Genomic DNA, 15,416 nt, shown 5'->3' with positions numbered 1-15,416 from the left:
AGACTCCCCATGCCCACCTGGTTCTATCCTGTCCTCGAAGGCGTGATCGCCTTCTTCCTGGTTGCCGGCGGCCTGTTTGCCTTCATCGGCTCTCTGGGACTGACGCACCTCAAGGACTTCTACATGCGCCTGCACGGCCCCAGCAAGACCACCACGCTGGGGGTCGGCTGCGTACTGATGGCGTCGATGATCTATTTCCGCGCCACCACCGGTCACTTCAGCTTTCAGGAAATGCTGGTGTCCATCTTCCTGTTCATTACCGCTCCCGTGACCGCTCATCTGCTGTCCAAGGCGGCGCTGCACCAGAAGCTGGTGGCGGACAGCCGCACACGCAACGTGCCGGAGCGACTCGAAGTCGCCGAGGAGCCGGATGAGGTCAACGCCGAGGCCAACGAATCCCGCCTGCCGTGATCGTCACTCGGCTCTCGCCAGGCAGGCTCTCATCCATCAGGCTCTGAGCCACGAGAGCGAATTCACGAGCGCTGATTCGCAGGAGTGGATTCACGAGCAGCAGACCAGCAACAGCAACGCCCCACCAGTCATGACTGGTGGGGCGTTTTCATTTCTCGGGCCATGGAAGCTTGACGGGCCTGCTGGTTACCAGCCCTGAGTATGCTGGCGACACAGCGCCTCGAGCAGATCGATATGGTCACTGCGATCATTGAGCGCCGGGATATAGCGGAAGTCGCCACCACCGGATTCGGTGAAGTAGCCGCGGTTCTCCTCCTCCAGCTCTTCCAGCGTCTCGAGACAGTCAGCCGCGAAGGCCGGCGAGATGACATCGACGCTTTCCAGCCCTTCACCACCCCACGCCTTCAGCGTTTCATCGGTGTACGGCTTGAGCCATTCGGCCTTGCCGAAGCGCGACTGATAGGTCATCGCCCACTCATCGTCGCCAAGCCCCAGCGCCTCGGCCAGCAGCTGGCTGGTACGCTCGCATTGCGTCGGGTACGGATCGCCCGCCGTCGCATAGCGCTTGGGAATGCCGTGATAGCTCATCAGCAGGCGCTTGCCGCGCCGGCCTTCCCTCTCCCAGTGCTCACGCACACTGGTGGCCAGCGCCGCGATGTAATCCGGGTGATCGTGATAATCGCGCACGAAACGCAGCTCCGGAAGATGCGGGCACGGCTTGAGCGCGCGCGCCAGGCGATCGAAGACCGCGGCGGTAGTCGTGCGCGAGAACTGCGGATAGAGCGGCAGGATCAGCATGCGGTCCGCACCACGGCTGGCGAGCTTGCGCCCCACCTCTTCCATGGTCGGCTTGCCATAGGTCATCGCCAGTTCGACGGGAATGTCCTCGCCCAGCGACTCGGCCAGGCGTGCTTCCAGCGCGGCGCGCTGACGCTTGCCGATCGCCATCAGCGGCGAGCCGTCTTCCGTCCATACCGAGGCGTAGGCCTCGGCCACCTTCTTGGGACGCGTCGTCAACACCAGGCCATGCAGAATTGGCAGCCAGAGCAGACGCGGCAAGTCGATCACGCGCACATCACCAAGAAACTCCGCGAGGTAACGGCGCACCGCCTTGGGGGTCGGGGCATCGGGGGTGCCGAGATTGACCAGCATGACGCCAAAACGCGGGGTACTCATGGATGATGGACTCCTGACAAGGGGCAAGAAAAGAGGTGAAGCGGCAGCGCATCCACTTTCATCGACAGCGCAACTACTTTCACTGACAGCGCAGCTACCTTCACCGACAGCGCAGCCATGTTACCAGCTCACCCTGTGCGTGAGGGATGAAGTTATACTATCATCACGATTTGTATAGCTTTAAGACAATTATTGTCACAACCCTCCCGGAGTCCTCGTGCCCGATCCCACCCCCGCCACTCTGCGCCTGGCGACGCGTCATGATTTCGCGAGGCCACTGGTGCTGATTCTCGGCGACCAGCTCAGCCATGACCTGGCAAGTCTCAAGCAGGCGCCCGCCGACAGCGTGATCGCCTTCTGCGAGGTCGAGGAGGAAGGTCGCTACGTGCCGCATCACCCACACAAGATCGCGATGATGCTGGCCGCGATGCGCCACCACGCCCAGGAACTCAGGGAGTGTGGCTGGCAGGTACATGAAAGCCGACTGGAGGATCCGGACAACCTCCAGCGTCTGACCAGCGAGGCAGAGCGTCTGGCCGCCCTGTATCAGTGTGATGGCGTGCTGGTGACCCGCCCCGGCGAGTGGCGGCTGCTGGACGACTTTTTGGCGCGGCGCGAGGCCGGCAGCGTGCGCTGGGAAGTCCTCGAGGACACACGCTTCTTCACCACGCCGGCAGCCTTCGCCGGCTGGGCCGAGGGCCGCAAGCAACTGCGCATGGAGTACTTCTATCGCGAGCAACGCCGTGACACCGACCTGTTGATGGAAGGCAGCGAACCCGCCGGCGGCAAGTTCAACCACGACCACGACAACCGCGAACCGATTCCAGACGACTTCCACGCCCCACCGCCACCGGTGCATGCCCATCATGAGGATGCGACGACCCGCGAGGTGCTGGCGCTGGTCGCGGCACGCTTCGGGGAGCAGGCCAGTGACAAGGAGCGCCACTTCGGCAGCCTCGAGAACTTCAACTGGGCCGTCACCCGTGCCCAGGCTCGCTGTGACCTCACGCATTTTCTCGATCACTGCCTGGCAGACTTCGGCCGCTATCAGGATGCCATCGAGGACAGCGATCCCTTTCTGTTCCATTCACGCCTGTCTGCCGCGCTCAATATCGGGCTCTTGAGCCCGCAGGAGGTCTGCAACGCCGTGGACGCCGCCTGGCGGCGCGGCGATGTGCCGATCAACTCGGCGGAGGGCTTCATTCGTCAGATACTCGGCTGGCGTGAATATGTGCGCGGCATCTACTGGACGCGCATGCCGGGCTACAAGCGCGAGAACCGGCTGGAAGCCAGCCGCAACCTGCCGGAATTCTTCTGGACAGGTGGCAGCGGCATGCGCTGTCTGGATCAGGCCATCGCCAGCACCCGCGAGCATGCCTACGCCCACCATATTCGCCGCCTGATGGTCACGGGCAACTTCGCGCTGCTGTGCGGCGTGAAGCCCGAGGCACTATGCGACTGGTATCTGGCGGTCTACATCGATGCCTGCGAGTGGGTCGAGCTGCCCAATACGCTGGGCATGGTGCTGCATGCCGATGGCGGCCTGATGGGCTCCAAACCTTACTGCGCCTCGGGCAAGTACATCGACCGCATGTCCAATCACTGCGACAGGTGCCAGTACTCGCCGAAGAAGGTCACCGGCACGCATGCCTGCCCGTTCAACAGCCTCTACTGGCACTTCATCGAGCGCCATCGCGAGGCGTTGTCGCGCAATCCACGCATGTCACTGGTCTACGGCAGCTGGCGACGCATGAAGGACGACAAGCGCGAAGCCCTGCTGCAACAGGCCGACGCCTTTCTGGCTCGCCTCGACAGCGCCGTGGACTATGGCAGTGATGCCCATCGCGCCGGGTATTACGCCGCGCCCTCCAGCCTCACGACCGACAAGGAATCCTCATGAGCCGCATCTGGCAAGCCAGCGCACCCGTCACGCTTTACCACGATGGCAAATGCCCCCTGTGCCAGCGCGAGGTCGCCTGGCTGGGCAGGCATCCCAGGCGAGAGCGGGTCAGAACGGTGGATATCCGTGCACCAGATTTCTCGCCTCAGGCGCTGGGCTTGAGCTTCGAGACGATGATGGGACGCCTGCATGTACAGGACGCACGCGGGGAGTGGTATGTCGGCATGGATGCCAGCCGAGCACTCTATGCGGTACTCGGCTACCGGCGCCTGGTGCGCCTGTCGCTGCTGCCGGGCCTGCGCCCGTTGATGGACATGAGTTACCGCCTCTTTGCCCGCCATCGCGAGCACATTGGCCGCTGGGTGCCTCAAAAGCATACCTGAGCCAGAGGCGCGGGCTCAGAAGCTCAACGGGATACGCGAGCTCAAGGGCTGATGGTACTGCGGCGGACGGCCGATCATCTCGTCATTGGCGACCTGCGAGACCAGCCACGCCCGTGACATCCCGCCCCGCTTGAGCTCGCTGTAGACATCCTCCAGCGAGCGGAACAGCATCGGCTTGCCACGCTTCATCAGCAGCTCACTGCGCTCCTCCTCTTCCTCGCCGGCGGCTTCCAGCACCAGCTGGACCTGATAGAAACGGCTGGCGGCATGACTGATCACGCGCGCCTCCAGTGCAGGGTATTCGGCCATCAGTGACTGCAGATTGCTGGTAAAGATGGCGGACGGCGTGAAGATGCTGGCGGTTCTGGACATGTAAAGACTCCTGCGCATCCATGAGGCTGCGCATGGCAAGGCCGTAAGACGGCGATGTGGAACAAGGATAGCCCGTGAAAACAGGGGCTGGGCGGATCAGACACTCCGGCAACCCGACGCTTCAGGATGAACTTCAAGGCTTCACGCCAGACTGATGGCCAGCGATGACAGTCATGGGGCAGGCGGATGACGATTGAGTGACTCGCAGGCGGACATCAACGCACTGGCGATGCACACGCCTCGATGACACGCCCGGAGTCCCGCGCCTTGGCCTCGCTCTTGAGCTCGCTCCAGCGCGCGGCGATCCGGGTCGTCTCGCACCCGGCAAGGCCATGCAGCGCCACCAGTGACAGTCGCGTCAGCGGGAAGAAGCGCGTGGTGCCGAAGCGATCGTGGCCCTGAAAGCCCCCCGCTGCCAGCACATCGGCCGGATACAGGCTGACGACCGCATGCTGGAATGCCGACTGCAGGCCAGCCAGGCGTTGCTCGAGCGCTGTCAGGCGCAGTGCTCGGTGGGGTTCGGACATGCACAGCGTCATCACGAAGTCATCGCCGCCGACATGACCGAGGAAGTCACCCTCCTGCAGCGCATCGCGCAATACCGTCGCCAGCGCCAGCAGCATGCGGTCGCCCTGCGCGTGGCCGAAACGGTCGTTGAAGGGCTTGAAGTTGTCGAGATCCAGATAGATCGCCGCCCATTCGGCACTGCGCGCGTTGCTGTTCTCTCGCAAGTCCTCGCCCAAACCCTCACCCATGCCCCCGCCCTCGCCAGCCACGCACTCGAGCAACTGCCGCTCGATCGGCCCATTGCCTGGCAGGCGCGTCAGTGGATTGGCCTCCTCGGCGCTGGCCACCTGCAGTTCCGTGATGATGCGCAGCAGATCCAGGGTGCGTCCCAGTCCCTGATAGCGTCCGCCTCGCGTGATGATGAAATCCTCATCGCGATCGCTGCCTTCGCGACCGGTCACCTTGGCCGAGACGCGCTCCAGCGTCTCATCTGCCTCGACGCGCAGCGGACTGGTCTGCATGACCTCATGGATCATACGACGCGCATGCAGCTCCGGCCCGAAACGCTGGCTCAGTAGCCCCAGCAGGCGATGGCGGATGATCAGACCCACCGGACGCTGCTGTTCGTCCACCACGGCCAGTGACATGACCTCCTGCTCGGCATGCAGACGCTGGGCGACCTCATCGACGGTGACATCCTGCTGCACTGGAGTCACGGCACGCGCCAGACTGCCGATGCTGCGCCCAGGTGGCGGGCGCTGCTGGAGCATGCGACTCAGGTGGCGCAGATGCCGATCGAGCGCGGCGCGCTGGCCGAGCGGGTCGGCCTCGGCTGGCGCGAACAACCAGCCCTGCAGGTAGTCGGCCCCAAGCTGGCGCACGCACTCCATTTCCGCCTCATGCTCGACGCCCTCGGCGATCACCTGGCTGCCGCTGCCGTGGGCGATATCGATGATCGAGCGCACGAAGCGCCGCTTGAGCGGGTCGGCATGGATACCACTGATGAAATGACGGTCGATCTTGACGAAGTCCGGCTGCACTGACGACCACAGCTTGAGGCTGGCATAGCCCTCCCCGAGATCATCGAGCGCAATGGCGAAGCCCATCGATTGATAATGGCTGACGGCTTCCCGCATCAGCGCCGAATCCAGCCCCGGCGTCTGCTCGGTCAGCTCGATCACCACCTGATGCGGGCGCAGGCCGAAGCGCCGCAGCAGGCGTCGCGTCAGGCCGGGCGAGTGGGCGCCATCCAGCAGCACGTCGGGAGACACGTTGATGAACAGCCGCTCCGTCAGGCCCAGCGTCGACCACTGCTCGAGCGCACGTTCGCGACACAGGCTGTCGAGCTCCACCAGGCGACCGTGCTCGCGCGCCGCCGAGAACATCGTCAACGGTGAGGCCAGCGGCCCCGCGGCATTCCCGCGCGCCAGCGCCTCATAGGCGAAGACCTCACGGCCGGTGGACGACACGATGGGCTGGAAATGCATGCTCACCTGGCGCAGGCGCAGCAACGCCTCCAGTGCATGACGGGATTCGACGACAGGCTGGCCATGAGCGGCTTGCAGGGACGGGGATGGGAGCATGTCAGAATCTGAACATGCTGATATGACAGAGGGATGACAAAGGTGCCGCGCGGCGCATGAGACGCCTCATCCGGCAGAGGAGAGGCTACACGCCAAGTCGGCATCTTGCCCGGGGTGACGCCATGCCGGCCTGGCAGCCGGCATGGCGTGATTCTCATGCGCCAGAGTGACGCTTACAGCGAGTTGGGGTCGATGGCCTTGCCCAGGGAGTTACGGTCGATCCACTTGCCCGCCTTGGTCTCCTTGTAACGGAAGACAACCATGTCGCCGGCCACTACCGGCACTTCGCTGTCTTCGGTCTGGTAGCTGTAGCTCTCACCTTCCACGACCAGCGTGAAGCGGTAGAGGTCCGGCATGCCCAGCCATTCCTTGAAGGGCCCTTCACGCTCCAGGCTCTCCAGCGTGCCGCGGCCCTGCAGCTTGGGGGTACGTGCGCGTCCGCGCCCAAATCCACCTGCCATGCTATCTCCTCCCCGTCGGTGCGGGTCTTGCGAGGCAACGGCGATGCCGCCGCCCGGGTACATGATTGACGCGCGTACGCATCACGTTATTCAGCGAAGGCCTGGCCATAACTGTCGGGTGCCAGGTCCTCGAAACGGGTGTACTTGCCGATGAAGGCCATGTGAACGGTACCGATGGGGCCGTTACGCTGCTTGCCGATGATCAGCTCGGCCAGTCCCTTGTTGTCGGGATTGTCCTTGTTGTAGACCTCATCACGGTAGACGAAGGCGATGACATCGGCATCCTGCTCGATGGCACCGGATTCACGCAGATCCGACATCACCGGGCGCTTGTTGGGACGCTGCTCAAGCGAGCGGTTCAGCTGCGAGAGCGCCACGACCGGGCAGGCGAATTCCTTGGCCAGGCCCTTCAGCGAGCGCGAGATCTCCGAGATCTCGGCGGTACGGTTTTCGGAAAGCCCCGGCACCTGCATCAGCTGAAGGTAATCGATCATGATCAGGCCGATACCGCCATGCTCACGCGCCATGCGTCGACAGCGCGAGCGCATCTCGTTGGGCGACAGCGCCGCGGTGTCATCGACGAACAGCTGCTTGTCCTTGAGCAGGTTGACCGCCGATGTCAGACGCGGCCAGTCCTCGTCTTCCAGCTGGCCGGTACGCACCTTGGTCTGGTCGATGCGGCCCAGCGAGGAGATCATGCGCAACATCAGCGATTCGGCGGGCATCTCCATCGAGAACACGGCGACCGGCTTGTCGCCGGAGACCACGGCATGCTCGACCAGGTTCATGGCGAAGGTGGTCTTGCCCATCGAGGGACGCCCGGCAATGATCACCAGATCCGACGGTTGCAGGCCGGAGGTCATGTCATCGAGATCACGGAAGCCGGTCGAGAGGCCCGTCATCTGCCCCTTGAGGTTGAACAGCTCATCGATGCGGTCCACCGCGCCGGTCAGCAGCTGACTCATGCCCTTGGGGCCGCCGCTCTTGGGCCGCGACTCGCTGATCTGGAACACCAGGCGCTCGGCCTCGTTGACCAGCTCATCGGCATCACGGCCCTGCGGGCTGAAGGAGCTCTCGGCGATCTGGTTGGCCGCCTGGATGAGCTTGCGCAGCGTGGCGCGCTCGCGAACGATGTCGGCATAGGCCTTGATGTTGCTGGCCGAGGGCGTGTTGCGCGCAAGCTCAGCGAGGGTCGCCAGCCCGCCGACCGACTCGAGCTGGTCACGACTTTCCAGCAGCTCGGACAGCGTCACCACATCCAGCGGGCGGCTGCCACCGACCAGCTGAGACATGGCGTTGTAGATGAGACGATGCTCATAGCGATAGAAGTCGTCGGCCACCAGTCGCTCGGAGACCGTATCCCAGGCGCTGTTGTCCAGCATCAAGCCGCCAAGCACCGACTGCTCGGCCTCCAGCGAATTGGGCGGCACCTTGAGCGCTGCCGTCTCGCGATCCTGATCCTGAATCTCGCTCATGCCTGGCTGACTCCTGCTGATGACTGACATGCCCGCGGGGGCTTCTAGTTTCACGCATTGACGCAAGCCTGCCAACCGCCGCGCCCACGCCGAAGCCTCTTCCTGACGGGGGCAGGCATTCTACCGGATTTTGTGCGTCATCGCCTCGCCGGCGACCAGTCAAATGCCACGCCGATGACAAATCGCGCCCATGAAAAAACCGCCTTCGCATCGAGGATGCAAAGGCGGCTTGGGTACCGCAGCAGTCACTACACCGGTTCACCGGCCAGTCACTGCAAATCAGCGATTACTCGCCGACCACGACCACACGGACAGTGGCAGTCACTTCAGCGTGCAGCTGCAGCACGATGTCGTATTCGCCAGTGTTGCGCAGCGGGCCTTCCGGCATGCGGACTTCGCTCTTGGCGATGTCGATGCCAGACTGGGCGATAGCTTCGGCCAGGTCACGCGGACCGATGGAACCGAACAGCTTGCCTTCCTCGCCAGCCTTGGCGACCAAGGACAGTTCGATTTCGTTCAGCTGAGCGGCACGCGCTTCAGCTTCGGACTTGCGCTCTGCAACCTGTGCTTCCAGCTCAGCGCGCTGAGCTTCGAAAGCTGCCTGGTTTTCAGCAGTGGCCGGAACTGCCAGGCCGTACGGCAGCAGGTAGTTGCGACCGAAGCCAGCCTTGACGGAAACCTGGTCACCCAGGTTGCCCAGCTTGCCAATCTTGTCGAGCAGAATGACTTGCATCTCGTAAACCTCTTATCGATGACTGCCGGCGAGACGTGCGCGAAAATCCGCAAAGACGTCCACAAGCGCCAACAGCAGCAAAATCAGAATCGTGGGCCAGGTGGTCAGCATCATGAAATAGACGCCGACGAGCCATAACCCGCTCATCCCCTTTAACCCGATGTAACCATGTACCAGGGCAATGCCCGCCACCAGCAGCGGTATCCAGATCAGCAGGAGCACTGCAGGCACATTGAGCAGTACGCCAATGATTCCGCAGGCTGCCAGTATCAGGATTTCGGGCAAACTCAGCCGAAAGGCATGGAATTCGCTGCGAAACCCACCCGGATTGTAGAGCCCGGACTGCCAACTGCGCGCCAGGGCCAGACAGCCCGTGGCGGCCAGCAGGACCACCAACCCGGTAATACCACCGATGACCAGCCCTGCGAGCTGTTCAGTCGGCACACCTTGAGCGGCAAAGTCGTTCAAGCGTGCGTCAAGCTCAGGGGCATTCTTGCGAATGCTCTCAAGCAGTGGACCGGCTCCGCCTGGTGGCAGGAATATCCCGGACTGCACCATCAGTGCCGCCGTCAGGCTGGCGCCTATCAGCGCCTCACCCCACCGCACGCGAGCGCGCAGCAGGGTGGCCATCAGGGTGACCAGCAATACGGTTGCCAGAGGCACCGGATCGCCTTGTACCCACCACCAACCGGCCGGAACAGCAGCGGCGATGACTACGGGTGCGGCAGGCGCAAGGCCACGCCGAAGCGTGACCAGCGCACTGATGGCGGCACTGAACCAGAAGAACCAGGGCACGATTCCCGTCAGCAATGCAATCGCGATGCATTGCAGGGGGCCGCGCATGGCCCAGCGTGCCAGTGCCAGCATCATGGTGTCGCCTTACTGGTGGCTGTCGCTGTACGGCAGCAGAGCCAGGTAGCGAGCACGCTTGATGGCAGTCGCCAGCTGACGCTGGTAGCGTGCCTTGGTGCCAGTGATACGGCTCGGGACGATCTTGCCGGTCTCGGTGATGTAAGACTTCAGGACTTCGATGTCCTTGTAGTCGATCTGCTTCACGCCTTCAGCGGTGAAGCGGCAGAACTTGCGACGACGGAAAAAACGTGCCATTGCAATGACCTCCTGGGGGTGCGGTATCAGTTAGCGTCTTGAGCTTCGGATTCGTCACGCTTGTCTTCGCGACGCGGACGCTTCTCTTCAGCCGGCTTCATCATCGGAGACGGCTCGATGGCCGCTTCCTTTGAACGCACAACCAGGTTACGGATGACGGCGTCGTTGAAACGGAAGATGGTTTCGAGTTCTTCAACCACCTCACCGGTAGTTTCGACGTTCATCAGCACGTAGTGGGCCTTGTGGATCTTGTTGATCGGGTAGGCCAGGTGACGGCGACCCCAATCTTCCAGACGATGCACAGTACCGCCGGCTTCGGTCACGATGGAGGTGTAACGCTCGATCATGGCCGGAACCTGTTCGCTCTGGTCCGGGTGGACCATGAACACGATCTCGTAGTGACGCATGGCTTGGCTCCTTTCGGTTTGACAGCCCCCACGGCGCGTCTCGGGCCGGGAAGCAAGGAGTGGAGTGATTACTACGGTTGTGCCATTCAGACCCGAAGGCCATGAAAGACGCGCGCGGGCGAGGACAGGTGCCCCCATGCCGCGCATTCACTGCAGACTGCACTTCACAGAACCGCAGTATTGTAGAGAGGAGTCAAGGGCTTGGCAAGCGGCCCATGAAAGACAGCCAACCCCATTCCGCAGGCCGCTTCTCTCTCGCCTTTCTCTTGCCTCTACTTTGCCCTTCCCTTGACTATCCCCTGCCGACAATTGCCTCAGCCGCGACGCTGACGCACGGCCTCGAACAGGCAGATGCCCGCCGCAACCGAGACATTGAGACTGGAGACGCTGCCCGCCATCGGCAGCTTGATCAGGCTGTCGCAGTGCTCGCGGGTCAGGCGACGCATGCCCTTGCCCTCGGCACCCATCACGATGGCGACCGGGCCGGTAAAGTCGGCTTCGAAGGCCATGGATTCGGCTTCCCCCGCCGTGCCCAGCACCCAGACACCGGCTTCCTTCATGGCGTCCAGCGTGCGGACCAGGTTGGTGACCTGATAGACCGGCACCACTTCCGCAGCACCACAGGCCACCTTGCGCACGGTTGCGTTCAGTGAGGCCGACTTGTCCTTGGGCACGATGACGCCATGGGCGCCCGCGGCATCGGCACTGCGCAGGCAGGCGCCGAGGTTGTGCGGATCCGTGACCGAATCCAGCACCAGAAACAGCGGAGCTTCTTCGCGGGACCAGCCATCGAGACGCAGCTTGAGGCCGGTCTCGTTCTCGGTGGCCAGCGGTGCACACAGCGCGACCAGTCCCTGATGGGCACCACCGCCGACGGCCAGTGCATCCAGCTCCTCGCGTGCCTTCAAGGTGACGCGCGAGCCGGCGGCACGTGCCTGCTCGATGATCTCGCTCAGGCGCAGCTCGGCCTCGCCCGCCTGCACCCACAGCTCACTGGGCGCACGATCTCTTGCCAGCAAGGCTTCCACCGCGTGCACGCCATAGACGGCTTCCAGCCCACCAGGGATCTTCGGCGCGGTGGCGCGTGCGCCGCCCTTGCGTGCCCCGCCACGCTCGTGACGCTGAGCACCGCTGCGCTCACCTCGGGAATGCTCACTTCTGGCGTGGCTAGCACGCTCGCCGGCGGGCTTGCCGCGGCCGGGCTTGCGCCCCTTGTCCTGACTCATTGTGCCTTCCTGACTGATGACCCGATGGGCCCTGTCACATTGACGGAAACTGAGCTGCCGCCGAGGCGACAGCCTTGAAATCGTGCAGCCTGACGACTGCCCAACGCATCAGCCCCGACCGGAGCCGGGGCTGATGCAATGACGCGCGAGGAGCCGAGCAGAAATCAGCTACGGCCGTTACCGCGCCGCCCGCGCGAGCGCGAACCCCGCTTGCGCGACGGATCGTCCTTGCCAGCAGCGCCCATCGGCGCGACCGGCGCGAATGGGCTGTCGGCAGATTCCGGGCCACTCGGCACAGCTGGACGCGCTGCCGCCGGCGCTTCAGGCGCAGACTGACGCTCATTGCTGGCGGACGGTTTGCGCTCACCACGACCTGAACGATCATTGCGCTCGCCACGCTCACTGCGCGGCTTGCGCGGCGGACGCTCGCCTGCCGGCTTTTCCGCCGCAGCCGCGTTGCCATTGCCTTCCTGACTGACTTCCTCGGTCAGGGACTTGAGGCGTTCGCGCTCACGCTTGCCGGGACGCCCCTTGGCGGCGGACTCCTTGCTGGCGGAACCACCCTTGCCGGCTGCCGGCTTGTCGCCCTCGCTGCTGCGTGCCTTGCGCGGCTTGCGCTTGGGACGCGGCGTCGGATCGCTGAGCATGAAGTCGATCTTGCGCTCATCCATGTCGACACGGGCCACCTGGACGGTGACACCATCACCGAGACCATAGCTGACGCCGGCACGCTCACCCTTGAGGCGATGCTTCTCGGCCTCGTAGTGGTAGTAGTCGGACGGCAGCGAGGAGATGTGCAGCAGGCCTTCGACGTAGTAGGCATCCAGCCGCACGAACAGGCCGAACTGGGTGACCGCCGCGACGGTACCTTCCAGCACTTCCCCGACCTTGTCCTTCATGAACTCGCACTTGAGCCAGTCATTGACGTCACGCGTCGCCTCATCGGCGCGGCGCTCGGTCATCGAGCAGTGCTCACCCAGCTCGAGCATCTGCTCGAAGGTGTACGGGCACCACTTGGTCGGGCGCTCGGTCACGGCATCTTCGGCGCGCAGCACGGTGTCAGTCTTGCGCGGACCACGGATGACGGAACGAATTGCACGGTGTACCAGCAGATCCGGATAACGACGGATCGGCGAGGTGAAGTGCGCGTAGGCATCGTAGGCCAGACCGAAGTGACCTTCGTTCTGCGGCGAGTAGACCGCCTGGGTCATGCTGCGCAGCATCACGGTCTGGATGATGTCGAGGTCCGGACGTTCGGCGATCGAGGCACGCAGTGCCTGGAAGTCCTTGGGTGCCGGTTCGTCACCGCCTTCCAGCGTCAGGCCCAGCTCACCCAGGAAGGCGCGCAGGTTGTTCAGGCGCTCCGGTGCCGGCTGCTTGTGGACACGATAGAGGGCCGGGAGATCGTGCTCATCCAGGAAGCGTGCCGTCGCGACGTTGGCCGCCAGCATGCATTCCTCGATCAGCTTGTGCGCGTCATTGCGGGTACGCGGCACGATCTGCTCGATCTTGCGCTCATCGTTGAACAGGATCTGCGTTTCGGTGGTCTCGAAGTCGATGGCACCACGCTTGTCACGCGCCTTGCGCAGCACGCCGTACAGCGCGTGCAGGTTGTGCAGCGACGGCAGCAGTTCATTGTACTGCTGGCACAGTGCCTGACCTTCCTCACTTTCCGGGTCGGTCAGCATGGTGCCGACCTTCTCGTAGGTCAGGCGTGCATGCGAGCGAATCACGGCTTCGAAGAAGCGGTAGTCGAGCATCTCGCCACTGCTGGCAGAGATGGTCAGCTCACAGACCAGCGTCAGACGATCGACATGCGGGTTGAGCGAGCACAGACCGTTGGAGAGCAGCTCCGGCAGCATCGGCACGACCTGACCCGGGAAATACACCGAGTTGCCGCGCACGTAGGCTTCCTGATCCAGCGGACTGCCACCACGCACGTAGTGGGAGACGTCGGCGATGGCGACCAGCAGCTTCCAGTTGCCGTTGTCGTCCTGCCAGGCACAGACGGCGTCATCGAAGTCCTTCGCGTCTTCGCCATCGATGGTGACCAGCGGCGTCTCGCGCAGGTCGATGCGGCCCTTCTTGTCTTCTTCCAACACCTCGGCGGAGATGGTCGAGATCTGGTCTTCGACTTCCGGCGGGAATTCGCTGGGAATATCGTGGGAGCGGATCGCGATATCGATTTCCATGCCCGGGTCCATGCGCTCACCAAGCACCTCGACCACTTCACCCACTGGCTGTACGCGCGTGGCGGGCTGCTGAGTGATGCGCACGGACACCACCTGACCGTCCTTGGCACCATTGGCCACACGGTTGGGGATGATGACTTCCTGCGCGATGCGCGAGTTCTCGGGAATCAGCACACCGAAATCCGGCTCAGACTGACGATAGATGCCGACCAGGGTCTGGGTGTTGCGCGCCAGCACCTCGACGATGGTGATCTCGTCGCGGCCACGACGATCACGGCCGCTGACGCGAGCCAGCACCTGATCACCATGGAAGACACGACGCATCTGGCGCGGCGGCACGGCGAGGTCCGGCTTGACGCCATCTTCGCGCGCCAGGAAGCCGAAGCCATCGCGGTGACCGACGACGCGGCCACGGATCAGGTCCAGCTTGTCGATCAGGGCATAGGCACCGCGTCGATTGCGCAGCACCTGACCATCACGCTCCATGGCATTGAGACGACGGCGAACAGCTTCCTGTTGCTCCTCGTCCTCGAAACCAAGCATGCGGCTCATGTTCTCGTGGGTAATGGGCTTGCCATACTCTTCCAGCTTGTCGAGCAAGAACTCTCGGCTGGGGATGGGCTTGTCGTACTTATGGGCTTCGCGTTCCGCGTGCGGGTCGTCGCTGAGCGTCCATTGGGTCATTAATCAGGATTCCTTGACGATGAATTCGAGACGGGCAGCGATCGCGGCACGGAATGACAGGTTGTCTCTCATCCGCGCATTATAGCCTCTACCCTTGGGCCGACCCAACCATTCCCCGCCACTCATCACGGCGGAGGGGCCATTCAATGCTCTCAATGGCGCTTCGGAGCCAGACTCTCAAGCCTGAAGACTCGCCATTTGATGAGCTTCATCTGTCTATCTCTCTCTACCCTCTGTCTATCCTCATGAAGCGAGAGAGGCTTCCTGCGGCTCGCTCAACAGGACATGAAAGAAAAAGCTTGCATTCCCGCAGTACATCCGTATTATTCGGCACCACTTGCCCAGATGGCGGAATTGGTAGACGCGCTAGCTTCAGGTGCTAGTGTCCGTATGGACGTGGAGGTTCAAGTCCTCTTCTGGGCACCAATTTCAGGTTTCATGTTGGCGTGACACACGCTAAGATGGATACCAGAAAACGGGTAAAGCATTTAAGTTTCAACGACTTGACTGCTGATCCGGGTCTGCGGACCGAAACGAGTTCTGATGTCTGCCCAGGTGGCGGAATTGGTAGACGCGCTAGCTTCAGGTGCTAGTATCCGTAAGGATGTGGAGGTTCAAGTCCTCTCCTGGGCACCACGGACGTCAGACTCACAACGAACGACCCCTGTATCGCGCTTCGCCCAGATGGCGGAATTGGTAGACGCGCTAGCTTCAGGTGCTAGTATCCGTAAGGATGTGGAGGTTCAAGTCCTCTTCTGGGCACCACGATGCGCACTCGAACAGGGAACATGGCATCCAC

At 63.0% G+C, this 15,416-nt stretch carries 14 protein-coding genes and 3 tRNA genes; 6 read left to right on the top strand and 11 right to left on the bottom strand.

Features of this window, described 5'->3' with window-relative positions:
• The first annotated feature begins 9 nt into the window (after nucleotides 1-9).
• Nucleotides 10-411 carry a Na+/H+ antiporter subunit G gene (locus tag F8A90_RS01645; protein ID WP_200018617.1) on the top strand — a complete coding sequence of 134 codons (402 nt, stop codon included), beginning with the start codon at nucleotides 10-12 and terminating at the stop codon, nucleotides 409-411.
• A gap of 186 nt (nucleotides 412-597) precedes the next feature.
• Here the strand turns inward: F8A90_RS01645 and hemH are convergent, their stop codons facing one another.
• Nucleotides 598-1,587 carry a ferrochelatase gene (gene hemH / locus F8A90_RS01640; RefSeq protein WP_200018615.1) on the bottom strand — a complete coding sequence of 330 codons (990 nt, stop codon included), beginning with the start codon at nucleotides 1,585-1,587 and terminating at the stop codon, nucleotides 598-600.
• 217 nt (nucleotides 1,588-1,804) lie between these two features.
• On the opposite strand from hemH, the gene F8A90_RS01635 reads away from it, so the two are divergent.
• Together F8A90_RS01635 and F8A90_RS01630 are read left to right on the top strand one after the other, a co-directional pair.
• Entirely contained in the window at nucleotides 1,805-3,487 is a 1,683-nt protein-coding gene (locus tag F8A90_RS01635) for a cryptochrome/photolyase family protein (RefSeq protein WP_233593398.1), read from the top strand.
• Nucleotides 3,484-3,870, top strand: coding sequence for a thiol-disulfide oxidoreductase DCC family protein (locus F8A90_RS01630; RefSeq protein ID WP_200018613.1), 387 nt, complete (start codon nucleotides 3,484-3,486; stop codon nucleotides 3,868-3,870). Before F8A90_RS01635 ends, F8A90_RS01630 begins: the two co-directional genes overlap by 4 nt.
• Before the next feature lie 15 nt (nucleotides 3,871-3,885).
• Here the strand turns inward: F8A90_RS01630 and F8A90_RS01625 are convergent, their stop codons facing one another.
• From F8A90_RS01625 to rnr, 10 genes are all read right to left on the bottom strand, one after another.
• Complete coding sequence (locus F8A90_RS01625) at nucleotides 3,886-4,242, bottom strand: DUF6482 family protein (RefSeq protein ID WP_225347494.1); 357 nt, start codon at nucleotides 4,240-4,242, stop codon at nucleotides 3,886-3,888.
• Nucleotides 4,243-4,457: 215 nt separating this feature from the next.
• The gene (locus F8A90_RS01620; protein WP_200018611.1) at nucleotides 4,458-6,332 is read right to left on the bottom strand and encodes a bifunctional diguanylate cyclase/phosphodiesterase; all 1,875 of its coding nucleotides are present in this window, start codon (nucleotides 6,330-6,332) and stop codon (nucleotides 4,458-4,460) included.
• A 173-nt stretch (nucleotides 6,333-6,505) separates the two neighbouring features.
• Complete coding sequence (locus tag F8A90_RS01615) at nucleotides 6,506-6,793, bottom strand: hypothetical protein (RefSeq protein ID WP_043334752.1); 288 nt, start codon at nucleotides 6,791-6,793, stop codon at nucleotides 6,506-6,508.
• Nucleotides 6,794-6,879: 86 nt separating this feature from the next.
• Entirely contained in the window at nucleotides 6,880-8,268 is a 1,389-nt protein-coding gene (dnaB, locus tag F8A90_RS01610; RefSeq protein WP_165873876.1) for a replicative DNA helicase, read from the bottom strand.
• A 286-nt stretch (nucleotides 8,269-8,554) separates the two neighbouring features.
• Nucleotides 8,555-9,001: a 50S ribosomal protein L9 gene (gene rplI, locus F8A90_RS01605; RefSeq protein WP_166019698.1), complete on the bottom strand. Its 447-nt coding sequence runs from the start codon at nucleotides 8,999-9,001 to the stop codon at nucleotides 8,555-8,557.
• A 12-nt stretch (nucleotides 9,002-9,013) separates the two neighbouring features.
• Nucleotides 9,014-9,868, bottom strand: a complete 855-nt coding sequence (locus tag F8A90_RS01600) for a hypothetical protein (protein ID WP_043334783.1) — start codon at nucleotides 9,866-9,868, stop codon at nucleotides 9,014-9,016.
• A gap of 12 nt (nucleotides 9,869-9,880) precedes the next feature.
• Nucleotides 9,881-10,108 (bottom strand): 30S ribosomal protein S18, encoded by a 228-nt coding sequence (gene rpsR, locus F8A90_RS01595; protein WP_024952281.1) that lies wholly within the window; start codon nucleotides 10,106-10,108, stop codon nucleotides 9,881-9,883.
• Nucleotides 10,109-10,134: 26 nt separating this feature from the next.
• Nucleotides 10,135-10,515 carry a 30S ribosomal protein S6 gene (rpsF, locus tag F8A90_RS01590; RefSeq protein ID WP_043334756.1) on the bottom strand — a complete coding sequence of 127 codons (381 nt, stop codon included), beginning with the start codon at nucleotides 10,513-10,515 and terminating at the stop codon, nucleotides 10,135-10,137.
• 314 nt (nucleotides 10,516-10,829) lie between these two features.
• Nucleotides 10,830-11,741: a 23S rRNA (guanosine(2251)-2'-O)-methyltransferase RlmB gene (gene rlmB / locus F8A90_RS01585; RefSeq protein ID WP_200018609.1), complete on the bottom strand. Its 912-nt coding sequence runs from the start codon at nucleotides 11,739-11,741 to the stop codon at nucleotides 10,830-10,832.
• 164 nt (nucleotides 11,742-11,905) lie between these two features.
• Nucleotides 11,906-14,617: a ribonuclease R gene (rnr, locus tag F8A90_RS01580; RefSeq protein ID WP_233593397.1), complete on the bottom strand. Its 2,712-nt coding sequence runs from the start codon at nucleotides 14,615-14,617 to the stop codon at nucleotides 11,906-11,908.
• A gap of 339 nt (nucleotides 14,618-14,956) precedes the next feature.
• On the opposite strand from rnr, the gene F8A90_RS01575 reads away from it, so the two are divergent.
• The 3 genes from F8A90_RS01575 to F8A90_RS01565 all read left to right on the top strand — a co-directional run bounded on the left by F8A90_RS01575 (nucleotide 14,957) and on the right by F8A90_RS01565 (nucleotide 15,382).
• Nucleotides 14,957-15,043, top strand: a tRNA-Leu gene (locus tag F8A90_RS01575).
• Nucleotides 15,044-15,166: 123 nt separating this feature from the next.
• Nucleotides 15,167-15,253 (top strand) — tRNA-Leu (locus F8A90_RS01570).
• A gap of 42 nt (nucleotides 15,254-15,295) precedes the next feature.
• Nucleotides 15,296-15,382: transfer RNA gene (locus F8A90_RS01565), tRNA-Leu, on the top strand.
• Nucleotides 15,383-15,416: the final 34 nt, after the last annotated feature.

The organism is Cobetia sp. cqz5-12, from assembly GCF_016495405.1.
GTDB lineage: Bacteria > Pseudomonadota > Gammaproteobacteria > Pseudomonadales > Halomonadaceae > Cobetia.
This window is presented reverse-complemented; position numbering and strand designations above follow the sequence as displayed.

Coding starts and splice junctions, on each gene's coding strand:
- F8A90_RS01645 (WP_200018617.1), top strand. CDS start 10: ATGCCCACCTGGTTCTATCCTGTCCTCGAAGGCGTGATCGCCTTCTTC.
- hemH (WP_200018615.1), bottom strand. CDS start 1,587: ATGAGTACCCCGCGTTTTGGCGTCATGCTGGTCAATCTCGGCACCCCC.
- F8A90_RS01630 (WP_200018613.1), top strand. CDS start 3,484: ATGAGCCGCATCTGGCAAGCCAGCGCACCCGTCACGCTTTACCACGAT.
- F8A90_RS01625 (WP_225347494.1), bottom strand. CDS start 4,242: ATGTCCAGAACCGCCAGCATCTTCACGCCGTCCGCCATCTTTACCAGC.
- F8A90_RS01620 (WP_200018611.1), bottom strand. CDS start 6,332: ATGCTCCCATCCCCGTCCCTGCAAGCCGCTCATGGCCAGCCTGTCGTC.
- F8A90_RS01615 (WP_043334752.1), bottom strand. CDS start 6,793: ATGGCAGGTGGATTTGGGCGCGGACGCGCACGTACCCCCAAGCTGCAG.
- dnaB (WP_165873876.1), bottom strand. CDS start 8,268: ATGAGCGAGATTCAGGATCAGGATCGCGAGACGGCAGCGCTCAAGGTG.
- rplI (WP_166019698.1), bottom strand. CDS start 9,001: ATGCAAGTCATTCTGCTCGACAAGATTGGCAAGCTGGGCAACCTGGGT.
- F8A90_RS01600 (WP_043334783.1), bottom strand. CDS start 9,868: ATGCTGGCACTGGCACGCTGGGCCATGCGCGGCCCCCTGCAATGCATC.
- rpsR (WP_024952281.1), bottom strand. CDS start 10,108: ATGGCACGTTTTTTCCGTCGTCGCAAGTTCTGCCGCTTCACCGCTGAA.
- rpsF (WP_043334756.1), bottom strand. CDS start 10,515: ATGCGTCACTACGAGATCGTGTTCATGGTCCACCCGGACCAGAGCGAA.
- rlmB (WP_200018609.1), bottom strand. CDS start 11,741: ATGAGTCAGGACAAGGGGCGCAAGCCCGGCCGCGGCAAGCCCGCCGGC.
- rnr (WP_233593397.1), bottom strand. CDS start 14,617: ATGACCCAATGGACGCTCAGCGACGACCCGCACGCGGAACGCGAAGCC.